16 protein-coding genes are annotated in these 13,525 nt (G+C 70.2%); 6 read left to right on the top strand and 10 right to left on the bottom strand.

Going from position 1 to position 13,525, the window contains the following annotated elements:
* Positions 1-14: 14 nt before the first annotated feature.
* Together B4589_RS01480 and B4589_RS01475 are read right to left on the bottom strand one after the other, a co-directional pair.
* Entirely contained in the window at positions 15-1,172 is a 1,158-nt protein-coding gene (locus tag B4589_RS01480) for a PstS family phosphate ABC transporter substrate-binding protein (protein ID WP_079232594.1), read from the bottom strand.
* A 170-nt stretch (positions 1,173-1,342) separates the two neighbouring features.
* Positions 1,343-1,987, bottom strand: coding sequence for a hypothetical protein (locus tag B4589_RS01475; protein WP_079232593.1), 645 nt, complete (start codon positions 1,985-1,987; stop codon positions 1,343-1,345).
* Between the two features lie 79 nt (positions 1,988-2,066).
* On the opposite strand from B4589_RS01475, the gene B4589_RS01470 reads away from it, so the two are divergent.
* From B4589_RS01470 to B4589_RS01460, 3 genes are read left to right on the top strand one after another with little or no spacing between them, the layout of a single operon-like run.
* Complete coding sequence (locus B4589_RS01470) at positions 2,067-2,378, top strand: MTH1187 family thiamine-binding protein (protein WP_079232592.1); 312 nt, start codon at positions 2,067-2,069, stop codon at positions 2,376-2,378.
* A gap of 60 nt (positions 2,379-2,438) precedes the next feature.
* On the top strand, positions 2,439-3,374 hold the full coding sequence (mch, locus tag B4589_RS01465) for a methenyltetrahydromethanopterin cyclohydrolase (protein WP_079232591.1): 936 nt from the start codon (positions 2,439-2,441) through the stop codon (positions 3,372-3,374).
* A 3-nt stretch (positions 3,375-3,377) separates the two neighbouring features.
* A complete protein-coding gene (locus tag B4589_RS01460; protein ID WP_079232590.1) occupies positions 3,378-3,875 on the top strand; it encodes a hypothetical protein in 498 nt (165 codons plus the stop codon).
* On the opposite strand, the gene B4589_RS01455 is transcribed toward B4589_RS01460, so the two are convergent.
* Both B4589_RS01455 and B4589_RS01450 read right to left on the bottom strand, forming a co-directional pair.
* On the bottom strand, positions 3,868-4,269 hold the full coding sequence (locus tag B4589_RS01455; RefSeq protein WP_079232589.1) for a hypothetical protein: 402 nt from the start codon (positions 4,267-4,269) through the stop codon (positions 3,868-3,870). The genes B4589_RS01460 and B4589_RS01455 overlap by 8 nt on opposite strands.
* Positions 4,270-4,310: 41 nt before the next feature.
* Complete coding sequence (locus tag B4589_RS01450) at positions 4,311-5,921, bottom strand: GTPBP1 family GTP-binding protein (RefSeq protein ID WP_079232588.1); 1,611 nt, start codon at positions 5,919-5,921, stop codon at positions 4,311-4,313.
* A 240-nt stretch (positions 5,922-6,161) separates the two neighbouring features.
* On the opposite strand from B4589_RS01450, the gene B4589_RS01445 reads away from it, so the two are divergent.
* Positions 6,162-6,983: a hypothetical protein gene (locus tag B4589_RS01445; RefSeq protein WP_079232587.1), complete on the top strand. Its 822-nt coding sequence runs from the start codon at positions 6,162-6,164 to the stop codon at positions 6,981-6,983.
* A 61-nt stretch (positions 6,984-7,044) separates the two neighbouring features.
* Here B4589_RS01445 and B4589_RS01440 read toward each other — a convergent pair whose 3' ends face one another.
* From B4589_RS01440 to B4589_RS01425, 4 genes are all read right to left on the bottom strand, one after another.
* Positions 7,045-7,995: a polysaccharide deacetylase family protein gene (locus tag B4589_RS01440; protein ID WP_079232586.1), complete on the bottom strand. Its 951-nt coding sequence runs from the start codon at positions 7,993-7,995 to the stop codon at positions 7,045-7,047.
* Between the two features lie 167 nt (positions 7,996-8,162).
* Entirely contained in the window at positions 8,163-9,263 is a 1,101-nt protein-coding gene (locus tag B4589_RS01435) for a GNAT family N-acetyltransferase (protein WP_079232585.1), read from the bottom strand.
* 44 nt (positions 9,264-9,307) lie between these two features.
* A complete protein-coding gene (locus B4589_RS01430; protein WP_079232584.1) occupies positions 9,308-9,538 on the bottom strand; it encodes a hypothetical protein in 231 nt (76 codons plus the stop codon).
* A 47-nt stretch (positions 9,539-9,585) separates the two neighbouring features.
* The gene (locus B4589_RS01425; protein WP_079232583.1) at positions 9,586-10,422 is read right to left on the bottom strand and encodes a 3-keto-5-aminohexanoate cleavage protein; all 837 of its coding nucleotides are present in this window, start codon (positions 10,420-10,422) and stop codon (positions 9,586-9,588) included.
* Positions 10,423-10,562: 140 nt separating this feature from the next.
* Here B4589_RS01425 and B4589_RS01420 point away from each other — a divergent pair, with 140 nt between their 5' ends.
* Entirely contained in the window at positions 10,563-10,940 is a 378-nt protein-coding gene (locus B4589_RS01420) for a helix-turn-helix domain-containing protein (protein ID WP_255246155.1), read from the top strand.
* Here B4589_RS01420 and B4589_RS01415 read toward each other — a convergent pair.
* A complete protein-coding gene (locus tag B4589_RS01415; protein ID WP_217920472.1) occupies positions 10,937-11,887 on the bottom strand; it encodes a sensor histidine kinase KdpD in 951 nt (316 codons plus the stop codon). The two genes, B4589_RS01420 and B4589_RS01415, sit on opposite strands and share 4 nt — an antisense overlap.
* A gap of 124 nt (positions 11,888-12,011) precedes the next feature.
* On the opposite strand from B4589_RS01415, the gene B4589_RS01410 reads away from it, so the two are divergent.
* Entirely contained in the window at positions 12,012-12,623 is a 612-nt protein-coding gene (locus B4589_RS01410) for a class I SAM-dependent methyltransferase (RefSeq protein WP_079232580.1), read from the top strand.
* Positions 12,624-12,665: 42 nt separating this feature from the next.
* Here B4589_RS01410 and B4589_RS01405 read toward each other — a convergent pair whose 3' ends face one another.
* The gene (locus B4589_RS01405; protein ID WP_079232579.1) at positions 12,666-13,508 is read right to left on the bottom strand and encodes a M55 family metallopeptidase; all 843 of its coding nucleotides are present in this window, start codon (positions 13,506-13,508) and stop codon (positions 12,666-12,668) included.
* Positions 13,509-13,525: the final 17 nt, after the last annotated feature.

Here is a 13,525-nt window from a genome sequence, read left to right as displayed (position 1 = left end):
GGTCAGCCGCCGGGCTACTCGTAGTTCGACGCCGCGACCTTCTCGCGCTGGGTCTCGAGGCGGCTCTGCGGGAGCTTGAAGTAGTTGTTCGCGGCGACGAAGTTCTCCTGTCCGAAGTCGCTCAGACAGAAGTTGATGAACGCGGCCTCCTTCCGGGAGGTTCCCTCCCAGGTGTAGGCGTGGAGGTCTCGCGACAGCGGGTACTCCTGCGAGCCGAGGTTCTTCCCGTACTCGTACATCGTGCCGTCGATCTCGAGGCCGATCGGCGGCGTCGCGCCGTCGGGCTCGACGAACGCCAGCGCGATGTACGCGATCGCGTTGTTGGCCTGCCCGACGGCCTGCTGGAGCTGTTGGTTCTGGCCGAAGCGCTGATCGGGGCTGATCGGCGCGTTGGGGTCGCCGTAGACGTTGTTCCGGAACGCGGTGTCGGTCCCGGAGCCCTCGGCGCGGCCGAGCGCGAGGATCTCGCGGTCGGGGCCACCGACCTCGTTCCAGTTGGTGATCTCCTGTCGGTAGATCTGGCGAAGCTCCTCGATGGTGATGCTCTCGACGCCCGCGTCGGCGATCTCACGGCTGACCACGATCGGCTGGCCGTCGACGCCGACAACGTGGTCGACGAAGTTGTTCAGCGTCTCCTCGGATGGATCGCTCCCTGCCAGTTCGGCCGCGGCGGGCGCGCTGGAGTCGCCGATGTCGACGCGACCCTCCATCACGCCCTCGATCCCGGTGCCGGAGTGGCTCAGCGCGATACTCACACGGAACGGCGGGACCGAGCGCTGCCCCGTCGGCTCGTAGCCGTACTGGCTCGCGAAGTAGTCCGCGAGCCGCATGTCGGTGCCGTACTCATCGGCCCACTCGGTGGGCCAGTAGTCGCCGTCGCCGGCCTCGGGGTTGGAGTTCCAGTAGCTCGCTGCGGTGTTCGTGATCGGGAACACCGTCGAGGAGCCGTCGCCCGTCAGCACCGAGGTATCCAGCCCGCCGGAATCGTTCGAACTGCCGTTGTCCTCGTTGCTGCCGCCACCGCCGCCGCCACTTCCGCCGCCCGACTCGTTCGCTTCGGTCTCCGTGCCGCCGCCGCCGGAACAGCCAGCGACCGCCGCCGCGCCCGCGGCGCCGGTGGTCACGATGAACTTCCGTCGCGATACTCGCCCTGCCTCGGGGTCGGGTGCCATCAACTGTTTCGGGGGAGTGAACGAGTAAAGCAGTTTATAATAGGAGTATCTAGCGAAATAATAACTCTACAGCACCCCGTTCGGCGGGATTGAGAAGCGTTCACGAACAGGCCGCTATATACCGCTCCCTTCGACTCGGCAGTCGCTCTCGGTGCGGCGTGCTGGAGTAGCTACGTCGACAGCGAGAACGACCGCTCGACCACCTCGTACCCCTGCGCCTCGATCGCGGCGTCGCGGTAGCGCCGGACGATCAGGTACTGCGGGATCCGCCGGAGGCCGAACTTCCGGTCCGACTGCACCTCGACCGTGATGCCCGTTCCGCCCTCGACGGGTTCGACCCAGGCGGTGTACGTGCCCCACGGCTGGCCGTCGACCGTCGCCGTCAGTTCCACGCGGTCCGGCTCCGTGACGTTCTCGACCACCTCGGCCTCGACGCGTAGCTCGACGGTCCGGAGGCCGAACAGGTAGGAGAGATCGTACACGACGCCGCCCTCGACCGTCCGTACGTCGTCGGCGATCCCCCACTGGAGCGCCAGCGGCGGCGGCGTCGCCCCCGCGAACGCCTCCCGGACCGACGCGGGATCGGCGTCGGTTCGCAGGCGTGCACGCCCGCCGGAGCGGAACACGGGCGCGCGAGCCAGCACGACCAGCGCGACGATCGGCACCAGCGCCCACAGCGGCGGGAGGAGCAGGAACGCCGCCGCACCGGCGAGCGCGATTCCGACGGCGACGCCGCCGCTGACCAGCCGCTCGAGACGGTGATAGCGTCCCGCGACCGCCGCGGCGTCGGCGGGAACGTCGACACTGTCGCTCATGGCTGGCGCGTCGGCGGCCGCCGCCGTCAGCGTTCCGGTCGCCGGTAGAGCGAAGGGTCGCCGGACCCAAGGGGCACCCATGACTGTCGTCGCGTTCCTCTCCGTCGCACCGGCGACCGACGAGTCGATGGGTCCCGAAGTGGCGAAGGCCGTCGCCGCGCTCGACGAGTTCGACGTCAGCTACGAGACCACCCCGATGGGGACCACCATCGAGGCCGAGACGATCGACGAGCTGTTCGCGGCCGCACAGGCCGCCCACGAGGCCGTCGACGGCGACCGCGTGAGCACGTTCCTGAAGATCGACGACAAACGGACGAGCGACGCCGACGCGGCGTCGAAAGTGGAGTCGGTTGAGGAGGCGTTGGGGAGGGAGGCTAAACGGGAGCGCTGACCCGGCCGCGCCGGCCGTCGACTGAAAACCCCTTTACGCGGTGACGCGGGAGTAAGGCGTATGGAGAGTATCAACCGGATGGCGGTCGAGCTGGTCGACGAGGCGCTCGATTTCGCCGACGAGCTCAACGTCGCGCCCTACGAACTCGACTCGGGCGCGACCGTGCTGGACTTCGGCGTCGAGGCCGACGGCGGGGTCGAGGCGGGCGTGCTGCTCGCGGAGATCCAGACGGCGGGGCTGTCGACGGTCACGACCCGGATGGGCCGCGTCGACGGCGCGCCCGTCCCCCACGTCGAACTGTCGACCGACCACCCCGGCGTCGCGCTGCTGTGCTCGCAGAAGGCGGGCTGGGAGCTGGATTTCGACGTGTTCGACGGACTGGGTTCCGGCCCGGCCCGCGCGCTGGTGGGCGAGGAGTCGGAGTTCGAGGCCGTGGGCTACTACGACGAGTTCGATCTGACCGTGCTCGCCGTCGAGAGCATCGAACTCCCGGACGAGCAGATCGCCGCCCACGTCGCCGATCTCGCGGGCGTCGAGGAGAGCGGCGTGTTCCTGCCGACGTTCGCGCTCGGCTCCATCGCGGGCAGCGTCGCCGCCGGGGCGCGCGCGCCGGAGACGGCCGTCTGGCAGCTGTTCGAGGCGGGCTACGACCCGGACGACGTGCTCTCGGTCTCCGGCACGGCGCCCGTCGCGCCGGTGGGGTACGACGAGAGCGAGGCGATGGCCCGCACGAACGACGCGCTCGCCTACGGCGGCGAGGTCCACCTCACCGTCGCCCGCGACGACGAGGACGCGTTCGCGTCGATCAGCTCCGACGCCGGCGCGGAGTTCGACGAGCCGTTCGCCGACATCTTCGAAGCCCACGACTGGGACTTCGAGGCGCTGCCGGCGTCGGTGTTCGGTCCCGCGGCGGTCACCGTCGACGTGGCCGACGGCCCGACGTACCGCTTCGGCGAGCGGAACGAGGCGCTGCTGGCCGAGAGCTTCGGCTTCTAGGCCGTGCGACTCAAACCGCTGCCCGAGCCGCCCGCCGACCTTGACGCCGTGGCGGCGGCGCAGTCGGCGGTGCCGCTCGTTCCGGGCTCGGAGAACGACTGCTGTGCCCGCCTGATGCGCCGCGAGGGGTACGAGAGCCGCGACGTCGCGCGGACGTGGCTCACGTTCCTCCGCGCGCTGGAGCTGGCCGTGGAAACCGACTCGGGGTTCAAGCGCACTGATCGCGATCCCACGCCCGAGAACGTCCGGGAGTCGTTCCGCGATCGGGTGTTCGGCGCGAGCGAGACGCTCGAGGTGCTCCGAGCAGCTGACGACCCACTCGGCGCCGAGGACGTGTTCGACCGCCTCCGCGAGACGGTGCCGGGCTGGGAGCGCGAGCGCCGCCGGCAGTGGGTCGACCACTGGACCGATCGGACCGAGCGACTGCTCGACTGGCTGGTGCTGCTGGATCTGGCCGAGCGGCGGAACAGCGGCTACGTGGCGGGCGAAACGATCACCTAACGGTCGACTCGTCGGCCGCCTCCCGGCCGAGCACGAGCGCGCGCGCCGCGACGCCGCCCAGATACGCCGCGGCCGCGCCGACGCCGACCGCGAGCATCTCGCCGGCGTCGACCGTGAGCACCACGGCGACCGCGCCGACACCGACCCCGATCCCCAGCGCGCTCTCGGCGACCGCCAGCACCGCCCGCGTCCGTCGGTCGTCGACGCTCGTCAGCGGGTAGGCGCCGGCGAGCAGCAGCGGCATCGCGACTCCGACCCCGACCGCGACGGCGTACGGCCCAGCACCGACGACCGCCTCGCCCACCAGCAGGAACTGGACGAGCGTCGTGACGGTCACGGCGAGCAACACGCCGGTCACGAACAGCGCCAGCCGGCGCCTCGCGGTCGACTCCATATCCCTTCGGCCGTCGACTGCCGGCGCGAAAAGGGTTCGGGCTACGTATCTATCGATCTGACCGTCCCCACGCCCTTGCTCCGCCCCTCGCGGAACACGAAGCGCTGCCCCTCCTCGACGAGGTAGGGGCGGAACTTGAACCGGACCGTCGTGTTCCCGTTGTCGCCGGGGAGCAGCCGACCGCCCTCGGGGCTGAAGATCGCGGCCTCGCTCACGGTTTCGAGGTGGACGACCGGCTCGTACCCGTCGCCGATCTTGGTCGGATGGTTCAGCACGACCACCTCGGCCTCGAACTCCCGGACCGGCTCGGGGTCGGCGTCGCGGGGGAGGAGTGCCATCCCGCGTTCGATCTCGCTCTCCTCGACGCCTTTGAGCGCGATGCCGACGATCCGGCCCGCGCTGGCCTGATCCACGCGGTGGTAGTGCATCTCGATCGACCTGACTTCCACGTCCCGGAAGCTCCCGTCGGCCATCGGCCCGAGCAGGAGTTCGTCGCCCGCCTCGACGCTGCCGGCGTTGATCGTCCCCGAGGCGACGGCACCGACGCCGGTGACGTTGTAGGAGCGGTCGACGTACATCCGGAACGGCGCGTCGGCGTCGGACTCCCGCTTGGGCAGCGCCTCGAACAGCGTGTCCAGATCGTCGAGCCCGTCGCCAGCGACCGCGCTCGTCCGGAGGATCGGCACGACCGTCCCGATCTCCTCGATCGCGGCGTCGATCCCGTGACGTTCGACGGGCAGGGGGGTCTCGCCGACCTCCCGGAGCATCGCCTCCACCTCGTCCTCGACGTCCTCGACGCGCTCGTCGCTCACGGCGTCAGTCTTGGTGATCGCGACCATCGTCGGGAGTTCGGTCGCGAGCAGGATGCCGAGGTGTTCGCGGGTGGTCTTGGTCGGCCCGTCGTCGGCCGCGACCGCGAGCAGCCCGTAGTCGAGCTTCTGGCCCACCAGCCCGCGGATCGTGGTGCGGAGCCAGGGCTCGTGACCGACGGTGTCGACGAAGCTGACGAGGCGCTCGGCCTCCTGGACCACCCGGGCGCGGTCGCTCTTGCGGTGGGGGTTGTCCATCCGAACCGGCCCGTCGTCGTCGAACCCGTACACCGCGTAGGAGAGGTCCGCCGAGAGCCCGCGTTCGACCTCGTGGGGCTGGACGTCGAGGAACGAGCGGGTACCGCCCTCCCCGTCGTCGCGCTCGCCGGTGACGAGCGTGCCGACGAGCGTCGACTTCCCGTGATCGACGTGGCCCGCCGTGCCGACGACGACGTGTTCGTCGTCCTCGCGGTCGAGCATCGCGCCCTCGCGGAGCGTCGCGACGCCGACGAGCCCCTCGCCGTCGCCGCCGTCGATCCCCCACGTCTCCACGTCCTCGATGTGGGCGTCGGCCTCGTCGGCCAGCAGCGAGAGGACGTCCATCGACTCCGAGAAGGCGTCGGGGGAGATCCCCGCTATCGCGCCGTCGTCGTCGACGCCGACGACGTACGTCGCCTCACCGTCACCGGAGAGCACGCGGTGGCGGAGCTGGGCAGCCAGCGACTCCATCCGACCGTCCGCGAGATGCGTGTCGCGGGTGAGCCGCGTCTTGAACTCGATCGGGCCACCCTCCTCCTCGCCGCGCTCCAGGGCCCGCCGGAGCGGGGCCCGGTCTGCGCTCATAGAGCGGGGTAGGCGCCGCGGGCGATATATGCCTTTTCGTGTCGTGCCTCCCCATGCCACAACCGCAGTGTACAGCGGTTCCCTCCGATCGACCGACCCCGGGTCCGGCGTAACCGCTCCATAACTAACCCCCGGACGGCCGGATATCGCGCCGATGCGTTCCAGCGCCGTCGGCAGGATCGGGGGAACAGCCACCGGGCGAAACGAGGCCGCGGTCAGTCGTGGCGGGGGAGGGCGGGAATGAGCACCTCGTTCCACTCGCTCGACGCCACGCTCAGGCGCGTCGGGCAGCGGCTCGTCGACCGCCACCCCTACTGGGAGTCCGCACTCCTGCGGGCCCGTGACGGCTACGCACGGGCGTACGTCCGGGCCAGATGGATCCGGAACCGGCTCCGGTACGCGGCGCCGCCGGACCCCTACCGGCTGATCGAGGTCGACCCCGCGAGGATCGAGCGCGTCGTCCCGCTTCCGGGACCGAAGTTCAAGGACGCCGGCGTCGTCCGCGGCGGCGACTGGGATCGAACCGACGACCGCTTCGCGGCGATGGACGTGTTCCGGGCGTACGAACGCCACTTCGAGCAGGGGGTTCCGTGGCGGGAGACCGCGTTCTACGACCGCGTCGTCGACGAGATCGAATCCGGCCAACCGCGTTGGGGCTGCCGAACGAGGGAGGAGTTCGACGAGCGCTGTGCGCGGCTCGACCGCCTGTACGAGCGGATCGTCGAGGGGGGCTACCGGACGCAGGCGGAGCTCCGCGGTTCCGGGGGCGACGACCCCATCAGGGGCGAGCGCGGCGGCGAGGGGCGACGGGATCTGAAAACCGAGCGGTTCAAAAACGAGATCGCGGTGAACGTCGGCCGGGACGGCGAGCTGCTGTTCGCCGACGGCCGCAACCGCCTGTCGATCGTGAAGCTGCTCGGCCTCGACAGCGTTCCAGTGCGCGTGTTGCACCGCCACCGACGCTGGCAGGCCGTCCGGGACGCCGTCGTCCGTGGTGAACAGATCCCGGCAGCCCATCGCGGCCACCCCGACCTCGCAGGGCTCGGCAACGGCGACGGCTAATCCGTCGGACGGCGTCGCCGTCGACGGGCTCGAACTCGCGGTCGCTCGGCAACGACGACGGCTAATCCGTCGGTGGGTGAGCGGACCGCTCAGCCCCACGTTCGCCCAGCACGCCGGCGGCGACCTCGCCCATCGTCCGCACCGTGAGGTCGGTCTCCTCTCGTCGCCGGGCCACGTGTTCGAGCACGGCGTCGAGTCGCTCCACGCCGTCGGGCTGGAGGAGGTTGTGCGGGTGGAACCAGAGATGGAACACGCCGTCGGCGCCGACCGCCTCGTCGATACCGCGTTTGGCGGCCGAGACGATCGGACTGCGGCCGAGAAGTCGCGCCACGCGCCGTGCCGGCCCCTCGAAGCTGAACAGGTACAGCGACGCCGGCACGTTCACGAGCCCGTGTTCGTCGACGGTCGGTGTGACGATCGGCGGCGCGGTGCCGAGCCGTGACCAGTCCGCGAGCTTCACCAGCGGGCGGGCCAGTGACTCGTCGTACCAGCGATCCGGCGGCCACCCGCGGTAGCAGCGCACCGCGCGATCCGCGAGCACGTCCCGGTGAGCGATGCCGTTCCGAGGGAAGATGAAGCTCTCGAAGTCGAGACCACGGCGCTCGGCCGTCGCTATCGACTTCTCGATCTCCGCGTCCGCCACGGCCCGCGTGACCCCGTCGACGTCCATCACGACGTGTGAGAAGCTGTGGGACGCGAGTTCGTGGTCCTGCTCGGACGACCGCACGGCCTCGACCAGCTTCGGCGCGTGCCAGTCGTCGTCGACCGTCGCGCGGCCGGCGGAACAGGAGAACCACGACGGTCCGAGCGGGTGGTCCTCGTGGCTCCCGTCGCACTCGTCGAGCAGGAGGTGGCCGACGATCCCCCACGTCGCCGGAACGTCGTGTTTCGCCAGGAGGCTGAGCGTGGCGTGCCACCCCTCCCGTGCGTGGTCGATGCGGTCGGGCGCGGTCGGGAGGTCGTGGTACCCCCAGGCCAGCTCCGCGTCGATCGAGACGACCACGTCACCCACGAGTGTTCACCTCGGAACGGCGAGTCGATCGGGGTCCGGGCTGTCGAACGGGGACGACGGTCGTGTCGCCGGCGTCGCTCATGGTCGCGAGCTTTCACGGGAACGGGTTCGTTATGCCCCGACTGCCCCGACCACGGCGCCGACTAACCGTGCCGGGGATCGCCCATCTACCGCGCGTCGAGTTCGACGTCGGACAGCGCCCAGCCCCGCGGGTCGGCGACGTCGACCCCGCCGACCGACCAGTCGCCGTCGCCGACGTCGTAGGCGACCAGCTTCGTCGGCGAAGTCACCTGCGAGAGCGGGAGCCGGCCGTCGGACTGGAACCCGTGGGCCGCGAGGAGCGACCGCGGGATCGCCGTCCCACAGTACGCGAGCAGGTCCGAGTCTCGGAACGCACTCGTGATCGCCGCGAGCAGCGAACGGAGCGCCGTGTCCCGCCGATCCGACGACGCGAGCGGGAGCACGTCCACGACGTGCGTCGTGGTCACGCCGTCCTCGTCGGTCCGGGTGCCGGTGACGATCGCTGCGTCGGTCCGGCCGCCGCTGCCCGCCGAGAACGCCCGGTACTCCCAGTCGGGGTTGTGGTAGCGCCACTCGAGGAACGGCTCGTCGCGGACGGCGTGGACCGACGACGGACGACCGCGCCGGTAGAGCCGGGCGAGCAGCGGGACGGGGATCTCGGCGTGCTCGACCACGTTCACACCCTCGGGGACCGACGCGAGCTGGTCGCGGCCACGGAGGTACGCGCGTACGGCGGGTGCGGCTGCCCGCGCCGCGATCGTGATCGGGAGGTCGGTGCCGGCCGCGAGCGCGCCCGGCTGCTGGACGCGGTAGAACGACGGGAGGTTCGCGACGATCTCGCCGCCTGCTTTCAGGAACCCCGACCGCGAGAGGTCGTTCGGGACGTTGTAGCAGAACTGCACCGGCATCTCGCCGTAGTGGTCGAGCGCGCGCTCGGTCAGCCGGCTGAACACGCCGTGACGGCGGTGGTCGGGGTGGACCATCGTGTCGCCAAAGCGCATCGCGAGGGCGGTTTCGTCACCGGCTCGCATCAGGAACGGCACCTGTGCGCGGGCGCCGGCGAACTCGCCGTCGGCGGTCGCGACGAGGATCGGGACGTGGGCGACGCGGGGGGTGTCGACGTACTTCCACTGGAACCACTCGTCGCTCCCCCCGCCGAACGTGTCAGTGTAGAGGTCGAGGAACGGCTCGCGGTCCGCGGGGTCGAACCAGCGAACGGTGTACTCCTCCGCTGTCTCGAGAGCCATACGCCGGAGTGTGGCGGACGCCACCTTCGTTACCACCCGCGTACCTACTCGGAGGCGTCGGCTCGGATCGCCTCGCTTCCGCTCTCTTTCTCCTCCGACGCTTGCTCGTCGGGGTACGTCTCGCAGTCGCTCGTGTGATCGAACTCGTGGCGGTCGTTACAGATGTCGGCTTTCATCGGCGAGACGAACTCCTCGGCGACGGTGCAGTAGGGGCGGTCGTGGTCGAACTCGTGATCCTCGTCGCTGCGCCGGTAGTCGAGGTAGGGGCACGTCATCGATCCCACCGACGACCGCCGGACACTATGTTAGCCAGCGCCTGGCCCTACTCGATGCCGAGGCGTTCGCGGGTCTCGGCTGGCGTCGCGAGGTCGGCCTCCAGCAGGTCGGCGATGCGGGCGGTTCGATCGACCAGCTGGGCGTTCGACTGGACCGGCTCGCTCTTCCGGTAGTAGAGGTTGTCCTCCATCCCGACGCGGACGTGGCCGCCGAGAATCATCGACAGCGTCGTCAGCGGGAGCTGGTGGCGCCCGACCGCGAGGAGGTTGAACTCGGAGCTCTCCGGGAGGTTCGAAACGAGGTTGAGGACGTTCTCCGGCGTCGGCGGCGTGAACGTCCCGTGGCCGAACACGAGGTTGAAGTAGTACGGCTCCTCCAGCGCGTCGCGTTCGATCAGCCGGTACACCTCGTTGATGTGGCCGTTGTTGAAACACTCGAGTTCGGGTTTGATCCCCTTCTTTCGCATCTCCGCGGCCAGCTGGTCGATGTTGTTGCGGGTGTGTTCGGTGATGATGTGCTGCCCGCGGTTGAACGGCCCCATGTCGAGGCTCGCCATGTCGGGTGCGGGGTCGGTTCTGATCCCCTGGACGCGGGCGTCGTAGGTGCTCTGCCCGCCTGTCGTGTTCTGGATGACGATGTCGTCACACCGCTCCCGGACCGCGTCGTTCACCTCCTGGATCCGGCCCGCGTCGTTCTCGCCGTGCTCGTCGCGGGCGTGGAGATGACAGATCGACGCGCCGAGCTCCTCGCAGGCGGCGACCTGTTCGGCGATCTCCTCGGGCTGTTCGGGGAGGTTCTGGTTCTTGTCCTTTCCGTGAACGCCTCCGGTCGGCGCGACGGTGAGGATCACGTTCCGGTCGTTCAGATACGCCTCGTAGCTCATCGTTCGAACGGACAAGCGGACCTCGGTGACTTTGTTTGGCTCTCTATACCGCCGTTCAGCGAGCGTTTTCAAAGGTCTGATAGTTCCGGGGAAGCCGTTATCACTGTCGGCGCACAACCGGGTAACAGATGTCCACCGATATGGAGGAGCCCGGAACGGCGACAGAGGACGGATCGACGGAGGGGCAGGCGACGGAAGTCTGTCCGGTCGTCGACGCGGTCGAACAGATCGGCTCCCAGTGGCGGCTGGTCGTGCTCCACGACCTGACCGAGGGCGAGAAGCGGTTCAACGAGCTCAAGCGCTCGACCGAGGCGAACGCCCGCACGCTCTCGCGTGTGCTCGACGATCTCCAGGAGTCCGGGTTCGTCGAGCGCCGGCTGGAGGAGGACGCGCCGGTCGCGACGTACTACTCGCTGACGGGGAAAGGTGAGTCGCTCGCGCCCGTGTTCGACGAGATCGAGTCGTGGGCAAACGAGTGGATGGAGAGCTGTCAGGCCGCCGCCGAGGCGGACGACTAAGTTTCGAGTTCGACCCGCGCGCCGTCGTCGTTCGCCGCACGGATCTCCCAGCCGTGGGCGTCGGCGATCCGCTGGACGATCCCGAGCCCGGCACCCTGCCCGTCGTCGGTGGAGTACCCCCACTCGAACGGGTCGGCGTCGCCGAACCCCGGGCCGTCGTCGACGACCGCGAAGCCGGCGTCGGTGTCGATCACGCGGACGGTCACGCCCTCGCCGCCGTGTTCGGCCGAGTTGCGGATCAAGTTCTCGAGCAGCAGCGTCAACAGCTCCGGGTCGGCCCGGACCGTCCCGTCGGCCCCGACGCGGATCGACGCCTCGGGCGCGCGAACGCGGCCGGCGGCGTCCTCCCCGACCGTCGCGAGCGACACCTGCTCGTTCGGCTCGATATCGCCGCCGGCGATCGCCTCCGCCTCGCGGGCCAGCCCCTCCAGTCGATCGAGCGCGTTCCGTGCCTGTTCGACCGTCGGCCCCTCCAGCGAGTCGACCGCGAGACGGGCCGCACTCAGGTGGTTCCGGAGCTCGTGAGAGACCGTGTCGCCGTAGGCGGCCAGCGGGTCGTGTTCGACTGCCGGCTCCGCGTCCGCCGCACTCGCCGCGAGCAGGCGCTGGCGGATCACCGCCGCGGCGGCGTCGGCGCCCGCGGGCGCCTGTTCGACCCCCGGCGGGAGCTGTCTGGCTTTCGAGCCGACGAACACGCCGGGGAGCTGGTGGCCGCGGCGCGCGGCGGCGCCGAACACGTCGGCGGGGCGGCCCTCGATCCCGTCGATCACGACCAGCAGCGCCACCTCGACCGCGTCGAGCGTCGCGAGTGCCTCGGGAGTCGACTCCGCCCGCGTCGCCTCGATCCCGTCGGCAGCGAGGCTGTCGACGAGCGCCGCGGCTCTGTCGCCGTTCCCGAGAACGAGAACGCGACGGTCGGCGAACGGCGACTCCCGGGGCGGCGTCACACCCGTCGTTCGTGAGCCCTCCTCAATAAACGTACGTTCCAGATCCGAGATCTGATAGTTCGACCGTGAGATATGTTCACGAGGAGGCGGAACGCGTTTCACCCCCGGGGTTCACGCTACGAGCGTGGACGAGCAGCGATCGACGGTTCGGACGGGGTACGACGGGATGGCCGACGAGTACGACGCCGACCGGACGGGCGACCCCGCCGACAACGAGGGGTTGGTCGACCTCCGGGAGTCGCTGCCCGCGGACCCACGACTGCTTGACCTGGGCTGTGGCGCCGGTGAGGGGCCGCTGCAGTTCCTCCCGGCCGAGCGCGCGGTGGGGCTGGACTTCTCGGGCGAGCAGCTCCGGCTCGCCCGCGAGCGCGTCGACGCCGACCTCGTCTCGGGGGAGATGACGGCGCTCCCGTTCGCGGCCGACAGCTTCGACGCGGTCACGGCCTTTTACTCGGTGATCCACCTGCCGATCGCGGACCACGCCGACTGCTACGCCGAGGTCGAACGGGTGCTGCGCCGGGACGGGGAGTTCCTGTTCAGTATCGGCGACGACTGGGCCGGCGAGAACGACGACTGGCTGGACTCCGGCGAGGGGATGGCGTGGTCGTTCCCCGCGATCGAGGAGACCGAACGCCTGCTGGAGGCGGCGGGGCTGACGGTCGTCGAGCGCTACGGCGTCCGGAGCGAACTCGACGACGGCGAGTGGCCGTTCCTGCGCTGTCGCGTCGAGGAGTGACCGCTCGACCGGGGTGTGATCGCTCACTCGTAGTGTGACCGTTCACCCGTAGTGCTCGTTCCGCCCGGCGGCGCCGGCGCGGAGCATCCCCATCGAGGCGTCGAACGCGTCGGGGTAGTTCTCCGCGGTTATCGCGGTTTCGCGCCCGCCCTCGCGCCGCACCTCGGGCTTCCGGGCGGCGTTGGCCGCCGCGTTCGTCGTCGTCCAGCGGGCCGTGATCGTCGTCGGCTCGTCGGCCGTCACGGTCGAGAGCTCCCCAGAACCGGCGCGTTCGACGGCCCGTTCGCTCGCTTCGCGGATCTCCGGCCGCGTCTCGGCTCCGGGGCGACACCGGGCGCTGAAGCGGTCGACCGCCTCCTTGACCGCGACCGTCTCCGCGTCCGGAAGCTCCGCGTCGGCCTCGGTGACCGTCGCGTCGTCGCCGGTGACGAGGCCGACCGGAACGCCGAGCGCGCCCGCGAGACGGGCGTTCCAGCCCATCTCGCCCACTTCCTGCCCCTCGACGTGGAGCGACTGCAGCAGCTCCCCGTACACCGTGTGGTTGAGCACCGCCTCGGCGGTCCCGGCTTTCGCGTGGTAGCCGACGAACAGCGCGGCGTCGAACGCCCCCGTCAGCCCCTGCATCATCGACCGCGGCTTCGAGTTCCCCCGGATCAGGGCGGCACGCTCGTCGAGGCGGTCGCGGTCGAGGTTCCGCATCGTCGAGTGGGCGTCGTTGACGAGCACCTCGTCGGCGCCGCCTGCGACCGCGCCCTCGACCGCCGCGTTCACGTCGCCGTGGAGGTTGTCCACGCCGCGTTCGTACTCCGGTTCGCCCTTGACGACGTCCTCGGGGGTGGCGACGCCGGTGATCCCCTCCATGTCCGCCGAGATGAACAGCTTCATCGTCGGGACGTTGGGGC

The organism is Halolamina sp. CBA1230 (assembly GCF_002025255.2).
In the GTDB taxonomy this organism is placed as follows: Archaea; Halobacteriota; Halobacteria; order Halobacteriales; family Haloferacaceae; genus Halolamina.
The sequence above is the reverse complement of the archived record's forward strand: the minus strand, read 5'-3'. Positions and strand labels throughout refer to the sequence as shown.